Raw genomic sequence first — 10004 nt, forward strand, 5'->3', positions numbered from 1 at the left:
ACTGCCGCTTAATTAGCTACCTGCACCATGCTGTGCCGCACCACGCTGTCCCTGTACATATAGCCTTTCTGAAGTTCCTGTGCTACCACATTCTCTCCCAGTGATTCATCTTCAATGTGCATTACCGCATTGTGGAAATTAGGGTCAAATGGCTGGCCCAGCGCTTCAATGGGTTTCACACCAGCTTCCTCCAGGGTTTTCATAAGCTGCTTATATATCTTCTCCATACCTTCTGCCACAGGTCCTCCCTTTTCCGCTTCCGGTACAGAGGCTAAGCCTCGTTCAAAGTTATCCACAACCGGCAGAATCCGTTCCACAATATCACGGGCGCCGATTTCATACATAGCCGATTTTTCTTTTTCCGTCCGTTTGCGGAAATTATCAAATTCAGCCATGGACCGTTTTAAACGGTCTGTCAAATCTTCGATCTGAGCGTCTCTCGGATCTTTTTTCTCTTTTTTCTTGCCAAAAAAACCTTTTTTAACCGCTTCCTCAGCTTCAGCAGCACGCTCTGTTTCCCCTGCGTCTGTCTGTGCCTCCTCAACCGCTCCTTCATTGGTTTCTTCTAACTCGTTCTGCTTAACAGCTTCTTCATTCATCTCTTCCTGTTTTATCTCTTCACTATTCACGCCTGTCATTCACCTTTCATCTATTCTTCTTTATGGAAGATTACATCCAGCTGAGTCATCAGCGTTCGCAAAGTTCCCAATACCTTTTCATAATCCATGCGCTTGGGACCGATAATTCCGATCGTTCCCCTAAGCCCCTTACCTAAATCATAATTGGCCGTCACAACGCTGCAGTCCTTCATGGTCTGAATCGGCGTCTCATCACCGATGTAAACCTGAATATCGGTTCCGTCATCTGCGGAGTTCACATCTGTTATCAGCTCCTGCAGAAGCTCCTTCTGTTCCAAAGTGCTGATTAACTGGCTGGCCTTTTGACCGTCGCTCAGTTCCGGGTATTTAAAAATATTGGTTGTGCCGCTGGTGTAGATCTGGAGATCCTCATCCGCTACAATCGCCGCGGCAATCTCATTGAGAACCAGATCAACCACTTCTCTGTGCAGACCTGCCTGTTCCTTCAGCCTTGTGATCATCGCCAGGTTGATCTCTTCAACCGTCAGGCCGTTTAAATTGGTATTCAGCAGAATATTCAGATTCAGGACTTCTTCATCCGTCACCTCCACGCTGACCGGAACAATAGTGTTCTTGATGATATTGCCTTCCACTACCACCACCACCAGAAGCTTTCTCAAATCAACTCTGGACAACTGGATAAACTTCAGCTTATTCTGATGGTAATTGGGGCCGGTTATCATCGCAGCGTAGTTGGTGTCTTTCGCCAATATCTGAGCTAACTGTTTCAGTACCAGTTCCACACGGTCAACTCTCTGAAGCATCAGCTCCTTAAACTCCGCCACTTCATTTTCCTTTTCCGCCATGATCTGATCCACGTAGAAACGGTAGCCCTTGTCTGAAGGAATTCTTCCTGCGGATGTATGAGGCTGGATGATATATCCCATCTCCTCCAAATCCGACATCTCATTACGGATGGTAGCCGAACTCCACTTCTGCTCGGTAAACTTGGATATGGTTCTGGATCCAACCGGCTCACCTGTGTCCAGATAATTTTTAATGATGGCTTTTAATATAATCACCTTACGGTCATCCAAATCCATATCGTCCCGCCTCCCATCTTTTTTGTTATTAGCACTCCCAACCATCGAGTGCTAACAACTATGTACTTAATATAATCCTTTCATATCCGTTTGTCAACACTTTTTTCAAAATTAAGTTTTTCTTTTTAAACGGCTCAATTTTTAACAAAATGTTCCGTACTTTTAAGCAGTTATTACGATCCTGTCTTGACATTTAACAATTATGTAATATAATGGTAATTGATCCACCATAACAATTTATTTGCGAGGTAAATCATATGATAAAAAATCTAATATACCGATTGAGAATGGCTGTGCTCGTCTGCCTGTTCGGCGCTTTATTTTCCATTACAGCTCTGGCGGCAAAAACAATTGACGTGACTGTAACAGACAACGCAGCAGCACAGGAAAATGAAACAGAGGAAATCGGCCCCGGTGTTCCGGCTGAAGAAAAGATTGAAGAGCCTGAATCCCCTAAAGCAGGTGATTCCCTTGGTCTTTTCACCACCAGCGGTTACTGTAACTGTGAAAAGTGTTCTAAAGGCCACAATCTCACCTATGCAGGAACGGTTCCCCAGGCACAACATACAATTTCAGCAGATTTAAACCTTCTCCCTTTAGGTACGAAAGTTGTGATTAACGGTATCGTATATACAGTCGAAGACAAAGGCAGCGGCGTTAACGGCAATGAAATCGATATTTACTACGAGGATCATGACGACGCATGGGATCATGGATTACAGACAGTAGAAGTATTTTTAGCGGAATGACAAAGGATAAAGGATGCGCAGGCAACGGCTTACGCATCCTTTTTTGTTCCCCAAAAACCTTATAAAAACTTGTTGAGATGGAAAAAATACCCATTTTCCTTGACAAATGGTAATTTCTGTGTAAAATATGTATTTGTGTCAGTTGTTACAGAATTATTACATTTGTTATAATTTCTTAACAAAACATCAGAAAGGATTTATCTATGAAAGAGAAAAAAATCACAGCGGCCTTACTCATGGCAGCAGCAATGACCCTCCTTGGAGGATTCACCGCTTTTGCATCCACCTATTCAGGCCGGCTGGACAGTGTAACGAATGATAGAATTACAGGATGGGCTTGGGACAGCGCAGACCCCGGGTCTTACGCAGTTGCCAGAGTCGTGATCCGCAGACAGACCACGCAGGAAATTGTTCAGGATACCACCGTCATCGCTTCTGATTACCGGGAAGACTTAGCAGCATCCGGCAAAGGCGGCGGTACTCATGCTTTTGAAGTTCCCGTCGACTGGAATCAGTATGAAGACGGCATCTACACGATCCAGGCCTATATCGGAGATCAGGAATTCAGCAACAGCCTCTCCTATCACAAAGGCGCAGCCGTTCAGGAAGCGGCCGGCGGCAGCCTCCGTCCTCTGGGCGTTTTTAAGACAACCGCCTACTGTCCATGCTCCAGATGTTCCGAAGGATGGGGCCGGAGAACTTCAACGGGAGCCATCGCCACCTCCAACCACACCATTGCAGTGGATCCAAGGGTTATTCCATACGGCTCCAAAGTCATGATCAACGGCATTATCTACACGGCTGAAGACAGGGGAGGCGGCGTCAGAGGACACCATATCGATATCTTCTTCAACTCCCATGGGGAGACCACCCAGTACGGAACACGCAATGCCGAAGTTTTCTTAGTCCAGTAAAAACTGGCTCAGCACATAATTACTGATATCAATGCCCTTCTCCGTCAGACGGATTGAAGGGCTTTTTACTTCTAAAAGTCCCTGCTGTTCCAGCTTAGCGATCACTTCTCCATAAACATTCCACATATTCTGGCCGAAATGGCCAACAAATTCGCTTCCCGACACCCCTTCCATCATCCGCAGCCCCAGGAACATGAACTCTTCCATCTTCTCCTGTATGCTTAAAACCTCTGCTCCCTGGCTGAGATTTTCCTCATCCGGAATACGCTGCAGATAGGTCTTCAAATCAGTTTCATTGCAGAACCGCTCCCCTTTTATATAAGAAGAAGCCCCTAACCCCAGGCCCAGATACTCCACGCCTGTCCAATAACCGGTATTATGCCGGCATTCAAACCCAGGCTTCGCATAATTGGATATCTCATATCTCTCATATCCATGCTGCTTTAAGATTTCTTTCGTCTTATAATACATCCGCCGTTCCAGTTCCTCATCCGGCAGCGGACAGCGGTTATATTCCAGAGGGTTAGCTTTGGGGCCGTAATAGGTGTAAAACGGCGTCCCTTCCTCGATGATTAAGCTGTAGGCCGATATGTGTTCCGGTTTCAGCATCAGCACCTTTTTTAACGTCTTTTCCCAGGAAGCGCAGGTCTGTCCCGGCAGCGCCGACATCAGATCCACATTCACATTGGCAAAGCCGGCAAGCCTCACCCGCTGATAGCTTTTCAGAAATTCTTCAAAGCTATGGATCCGTCCCAGAGACTTGAGTTCATCATTATTGGCCGACTGAAGCCCCAGGCTGATCCGGTTGATCCCGGCTCTTTTGTACGCCTCCAGTTTCAGGGAATCCACAGTGCCAGGATTTACCTCTATGGTCACCTCCGCCCCTTCTTCGATCTCGAATCCCTGACGGATGGCGCCCATGATCTCCTCCATCCATTCCGCCCTTAATATAGAAGGAGTGCCTCCTCCTATAAAAATGGTCGAAACCATATATTCCCGGTATCTGGCACTCTGAAACTGAATTTCTTCTATTAACTTGTCCGTATACTGCTTATGCACCCCTTCCGGCGCCACACCGGACAGGAAATCACAGTACTCGCATTTGCGGGCACAGAAGGGGATGTGCACATATAGTTCCAGTTTATCTCTACTCTTCATCTAATTTCAACACACTCATAAATGCTTTCTGTGGTATCTCTACATTGCCGATCTGGCGCATACGTTTTTTGCCTTCCTTCTGTTTTTCCAACAGTTTTCTCTTTCTGGAAATGTCACCGCCGTAACATTTGGCCAGAACGTCTTTGCGCATGGCTTTGACCGTCTCTCTGGCAATGATCTTGCTTCCCACCGCTGCCTGAATCGGTATCTCAAACAAATGCCTTGGAATCTCTTCCTTCAGCTTTTCACACATCTTACGCCCCCGCTCATATGCGGAATCAGCATGTACAATAAAGGATAAGGCGTCCACCTCTTCTTTATTGATCAGGATATCCAGTTTTACCAGTTCGGACTGTTCATATCCTTTTAACTCATAGTCAAATGACGCATACCCTCTGGAACGGGATTTCAGCGCATCGAAGAAATCATAGATGATCTCATTCAGTGGAAGCTCGTATTTCAGCAGTGCCCTGGTCTCTTCCATATATTCCATTCCCAGGTAAACGCCGCGCCGCTCCTGGCAGAGCGTCATAATCGCGCCTACAAACTCTGTGGTCACCATGATCTCCGCAGTGACAATGGGTTCTTCCATATATTCGATCTCAGAAGGATCCGGCAGATTGGACGGGTTGGTCAGCTCGATCATATCACCATTTTTCTTATGAACCCGGTAAATAACGCCGGGGGCTGTGGTGACCAGATCCAGATTATATTCCCGTTCCAGCCTTTCCTGAATGATCTCCAAATGGAGCAGCCCTAAAAACCCGCATCGGAAACCAAATCCCAGGGCGATGGAAGTCTCCGCCTCAAAGAAGAGGGAGGCGTCATTTAACTGCAGTTTTTCCAGCGCATCCCTCAGATCGTTGTATTTCGCTCCATCCGCCGGATACAGGCCGCAGTAAACCATGCTGGTCACCTTTTTGTATCCAGGAAGAGGATGGTCACAGGGATCTTCACTGTTGGTGATGGTATCGCCTACGGATGTATCCTTCACATTCTTAATGCTGGCGGTAATATAGCCTACCATGCCCGCGCTCAATTCTTCACAGGGAAGGAACTGTCCTGCTCCAAAATATCCCACTTCCACCACCTCTGCAGTGGCTCCGGTGGCCATCATCCTGATGGGCGTCCCTTTTTTCACCCTGCCTTCCTTAATCCGGCAGAATACAATGACGCCTTTATAGGAGTCATACAGGGAATCGAATATCAACGCCTGAAGGGGCGCATCCGGATCGCCGTCCGGCGCGGGAATCTTCTCAACGATGGCCTCTAATACTTCTTCAATATTCACGCCGGTCTTGGCTGAAATCCTGGGCGCGTCATGGGCTTCAATCCCGATCACATCTTCGATTTCCGCCGCCACCCGGTCCGGATCGGCGCTTGGAAGGTCAATTTTATTGATCACCGGAAATACATCCAGGTCATGATCCAGGGCCAGATATACGTTGGCTAAGGTCTGGGCTTCAATTCCCTGGGCCGCGTCCACAACCAGGATCGCCCCGTCGCAGGCCGCAAGGCTTCTGGACACTTCGTAGTTAAAATCCACATGTCCGGGCGTATCGATCAGATTGAAGATATACTCTTCCCCGTCATCCGCCTTATAGACGGTGCGGACCGTCTGGGCCTTGATGGTAATTCCCCTTTCCCGCTCCAGATCCATATTATCCAGTACCTGGGACTGCATCTCTCTGCTGGTTAACAGTCCGGTCTTCTCTATAATCCTGTCTGCAAGGGTTGACTTACCGTGATCGATGTGTGCGATGATACAGAAATTTCTAATTTTGCTTTGGTCAACAGTTGCCATAATATTCCTCTCTTCTTCTGGTTCCACCAGAGTGCAAATGTATATAAATGGGCCGTCCGCGTGCCCGCATAGGACGGCTCATCCTATCAAACCGGCATTTTTCCTGCTTTTTTGGCAGTCTGCCGTAGCTGTATATAAAAATATATCATTTTTTTATTTTCCTTGCAACACCATATCTAAAACTTCTGCCAGCGGTTCCATCGCATTCAGGGCCTCCTGATAGGTATTTGTCTGAGCCCCCACCTCAACCAGGGCCGACGCCGGTCTTAAATGCATGTTGTACCGGAGGCCTTTTAAATAGATTTTCCTCGTATACCCCGGATAATAAGCCGCTGCTTTTAACTGCATCTGGAAGCTGAAAGCCAGATTATCTTCCCTGTAAGGATTTTTCAAATACTCGATTTCCCCGGTAGGCGTCTGGGATAATCCATTGAAAAACATGATATTTGCCGTTGGTTTTCCATTGACGTCTGAAACCAGATGCACGCCTTCCCTCACCCCGTCCCGGTGCAGGTCCAGCACCACTTCCACCGACGGATTTTCCTGAAGAATCCGGGTGATTCCGTCCAACGCATATGTATAAGCCTTATTCCGGTCCAGCTTCCCGTCCCTTAAATCATAGACGGACGTATCGTGGATCACATTGTATCCCTTCTGCTGCAGCAGGCTGGTTAAATAGTTCCCCATTCCAATCACATTGGCATCCGGCTTATCGGGGCCGAAATCCACAAATGTCTCCTGGGAATGGGTATGATAGATCAGAATCTGGGGCTGGTCCGCCCCTGTTGTCAGTTTAAAATTGCGGTCCAAGAATGTATCCGCGTTCATCAGGTCCCTGCCTGCCGTGGTGGAGGAATGGATGCTGTAAAAATTTTTTATCATATAATCATAGTCAGCCAGCTGTTCTTTCAAATAGATCTTTCCGGGAACATTTTGCACAGGATCTTCCTGCATTTCCCCCGCCGGCGGAGTAACCACCATTGTGTCTGGCTGCTGTGACGGTTCCAGGCTGGTGTCCTCTCCTCCATATAAAAACAGATACTGGTACTCCTGGCTGATTTTCTGTTCATACAGGTATTTCTCATAGGCCGGGTCGGATTGGGATCCAGCCTCTGTTTTCCGCCCGCCGCCTTTATATTGAAAGGAGGGATAAATACTTCGCACCATCAGCACATACCAGGGCGCCTGCTCTCCATTTTCAATATCCGTTCCTGACAGCGGATACCGTTCTTTCCAAATCTGCTCTAAACAGACTTCTCCCAGTTCATTCCAGGCTGTGCCGGCCTTTTCCCCCATCATATTCCATTTTATATATCCTGCCATTTTCCATAAAAGCAGGAGCAGAAGCATAACTCCCACCCCTGTCATGGCATATCGTATCACCAAATACGGTGTCCATTCTCTTCGTCTCACATAATCACCCTTTATAAGATATGTGATAAATGCGGGAAGATTTCATTAATTATTCCTGTTGTTGAAAAAATGCTCCGTGTATCCCCTCTGATATGGTGAAACTGAGCTGTTTTACCGTTTCGTCGATGTCCGGCGGGGTCACATACAAGCTGCCGAATTCCGGTTCCAGCAGTTCCCGGATGAGTTCATACTGTTCGTCTGATTCCATTTCTTCAATGAAATTTCCCATTCCGCTGGTGGAGGCATTGCTTGCCAGCGTTTTAATCATGGTTGAAACTGTGTCATGGACGATGGCCGCTGCTCCCACTACAGTGGGCACGCCGATGGCCAGCACTGGTATACCAAGGCTTTCATGGGTCAGGCTGTGCCTGTGGTTTCCCACCCCTGATCCCGGATGTATGCCGGTGTCCGTCAGCTGTATGGTGGTTCCGAGACGGCGCACGCTTCTGGCCGCCAGCGCGTCGATTGCGATCACCAGGTCGGGTTTCGTCTCATGAATAATCCCCTTCAGTATTTCCGCTGTTTCCATCCCCGTCTGTGCCATCACTCCGGGAACGATGCCGCTGATCACCGGAAATCTCTTTTTCTGGCAGAATGCTTCTCCATACTGGGTCCACAGATGCCGGGTCACCTGAAGGTTTCCCACCACCCTGGGCCCCAGGGAATCCGGCGTGACCGACTGGTTGCCCAGCCCCACCACCAGCACATGAACCGGAGGCTCATGATGGGAAAATGGTCTTCTGCAGACCTGTTTCACCAATTTCCTCAACTGCTTTGCCAGCTCATCGGATATCTCGCGGTGAAAATCCTCATCCTTCTCACTCAACTGGGATGCTTCAAGGGTCAAATAAGTACCTTTCGGTTTCCCCATGGCCTTTGCCCCCCGGTCGTCTAAAATCTTCACTTCCGTCAGCTTCATGCTGTTTTCACAGCCGTTCCATTCCCTTAACGAAACTCCTCTGATTTCTTCCCCATCTCCGGGAAAGCTTTCTTTTTCTTCCAGGGCAAGGTCGGTCCTCACCTCAAACTGCATTTTCTCTTCTTCCATATTCTCCACTCTTTCTGCCTCAATTTTTATAACGAAAAATACTATCGCCGTGATCCCATCCTGCTGCAATGCCTTATGGTAACCGTTCATGCTGTCTGCGGCTGTTATGTCTTATGGTATTTTCTGCAAAAAACCTGAAAATATGTATTGACATCCCCCGATAAATTCGCTAAAATACAATAGTATGTTTACATTGAACTGTCCGTGTCCAGACTTTGATGCAAACCAAAGATTAAATTAATATATTATTTCAATTGGAGGTGTACAGATTGGCTAACATTAAATCTGCTAAAAAAAGAATTTTAGTTAACGAAACTAAGGCTGCTAGAAATAAAGCGATCAGATCCAAAGTTAAAACAGCTATTAAAAAGGTAGACGCTGCCGTTGCTGCCGGTGACAAGGCTGCTGCACAGGCTTGCTTAAACAGCGCTATCACAGAGATCGACAAGGCTTGCACAAAGGGAGTTTATCATCCAAACAATGCTTCCAGAAAAGTATCCCGTGTCACAAAAGCTGTTAACTCTATGGCTTAATTATCATAAATTCTCAAAAGCTTATATCCGTGGGTGTGACGGATATAAGCTTTTTTTATGCTTTTATGGTGTAAATCTTTATTGGGGTAATTGGCCAAAGTTACGCCAGTAAGAAGGGGAACCTAGGGCGGAGGAGCGAGCCGGGCGGCGGGAGGGAAGAACCAAAGGCGGCGGGGCTCTGATTCCGGCCGTTAAGTGGTACTAAGGATTTCAGAAGGAAAAAAGGCGGTGCGATGCCCATTCACGGTAAACTCTTTATGGACTTTACCGTTCAGTGGGCATCTCAGAAACTGATTCGGTACTCAGTTTCTGCCCGCCTTTTTTCCTTCTGAAACCCTAAGTACCACTAAAACGGTCTCCACAGGATCCCCTCCGCCTTTGGTTCTTCCCTCCCGCCGCCCGGCTCGCTCCTCCGCCCCAGGTTCCCCTTCTTACTGGCTGTGTACTGGATGCACTACAGATAATAAAGATTGGGGGAGTTCAGGGTTAATACTAAATGGTGTGGGCATTTGCATTAAAGGGCCAAGGCATTTTCGAAAATGCCTTCACCCTTTATGTTAAATTTGCTTTTAATTACTTTAGCCAGAGAACACCAGCAGGAAAGCGGGAGGAGGGGACGGACAGACTATAATGTACCCATAAGTGTGGACACTTTGAAGAGTGGGGGCCCCGTCTTTTTAGACAGATCGTCTCCTCTGCTCCCT

The 10004-nt window shown here is 47.5% G+C and carries 9 protein-coding genes; 3 read left to right on the plus strand and 6 right to left on the minus strand.

Annotation, left to right across the window (positions count from 1 at the left end; all coding sequences use genetic code 11):
• Positions 1-8: 8 nt before the first annotated feature.
• A complete protein-coding gene (gene grpE / locus GPL15_RS07410) occupies positions 9-638 on the minus strand; it encodes a nucleotide exchange factor GrpE (RefSeq protein ID WP_215697533.1) in 630 nt (209 codons plus the stop codon).
• Positions 639-649: 11 nt separating this feature from the next.
• Positions 650-1681, minus strand: coding sequence for a heat-inducible transcriptional repressor HrcA (hrcA, locus tag GPL15_RS07415; RefSeq protein ID WP_215697535.1), 1032 nt, complete (start codon positions 1679-1681; stop codon positions 650-652).
• Positions 1682-1938: 257 nt separating this feature from the next.
• Between hrcA and GPL15_RS07420 the strand changes: the two genes are divergently transcribed.
• Together GPL15_RS07420 and GPL15_RS07425 are read left to right on the plus strand one after the other, a co-directional pair.
• Complete coding sequence (locus tag GPL15_RS07420; protein WP_215697537.1) at positions 1939-2430, plus strand: 3D domain-containing protein; 492 nt, start codon at positions 1939-1941, stop codon at positions 2428-2430.
• A gap of 203 nt (positions 2431-2633) precedes the next feature.
• Positions 2634-3344, plus strand: coding sequence for a 3D domain-containing protein (locus GPL15_RS07425; RefSeq protein ID WP_215697538.1), 711 nt, complete (start codon positions 2634-2636; stop codon positions 3342-3344).
• Here GPL15_RS07425 and hemW read toward each other — a convergent pair.
• The 4 genes from hemW to gpr all read right to left on the minus strand — a co-directional run bounded on the left by hemW (position 3333) and on the right by gpr (position 8767).
• Positions 3333-4502, minus strand: coding sequence for a radical SAM family heme chaperone HemW (gene hemW / locus GPL15_RS07430; protein WP_215697540.1), 1170 nt, complete (start codon positions 4500-4502; stop codon positions 3333-3335). The genes GPL15_RS07425 and hemW overlap by 12 nt on opposite strands.
• Complete coding sequence (gene lepA, locus GPL15_RS07435) at positions 4492-6306, minus strand: translation elongation factor 4 (RefSeq protein WP_215697542.1); 1815 nt, start codon at positions 6304-6306, stop codon at positions 4492-4494. The genes hemW and lepA overlap by 11 nt, the downstream gene beginning before the upstream one ends.
• A 153-nt stretch (positions 6307-6459) precedes the next feature.
• Positions 6460-7719 carry a stage II sporulation protein P gene (locus GPL15_RS07440; RefSeq protein ID WP_346344914.1) on the minus strand — a complete coding sequence of 420 codons (1260 nt, stop codon included), beginning with the start codon at positions 7717-7719 and terminating at the stop codon, positions 6460-6462.
• Between the two features lie 49 nt (positions 7720-7768).
• Positions 7769-8767 (minus strand): GPR endopeptidase, encoded by a 999-nt coding sequence (gene gpr, locus GPL15_RS07445; RefSeq protein WP_215697544.1) that lies wholly within the window; start codon positions 8765-8767, stop codon positions 7769-7771.
• 269 nt (positions 8768-9036) lie between these two features.
• On the opposite strand from gpr, the gene rpsT reads away from it, so the two are divergent.
• Positions 9037-9300 (plus strand): 30S ribosomal protein S20, encoded by a 264-nt coding sequence (gene rpsT, locus GPL15_RS07450; RefSeq protein ID WP_215697546.1) that lies wholly within the window; start codon positions 9037-9039, stop codon positions 9298-9300.
• Positions 9301-10004: the final 704 nt, after the last annotated feature.

This window comes from Clostridium sp. MCC353 (genome assembly GCF_018785315.1).
GTDB lineage: Bacteria > Bacillota > Clostridia > Lachnospirales > Lachnospiraceae > CHH4-2.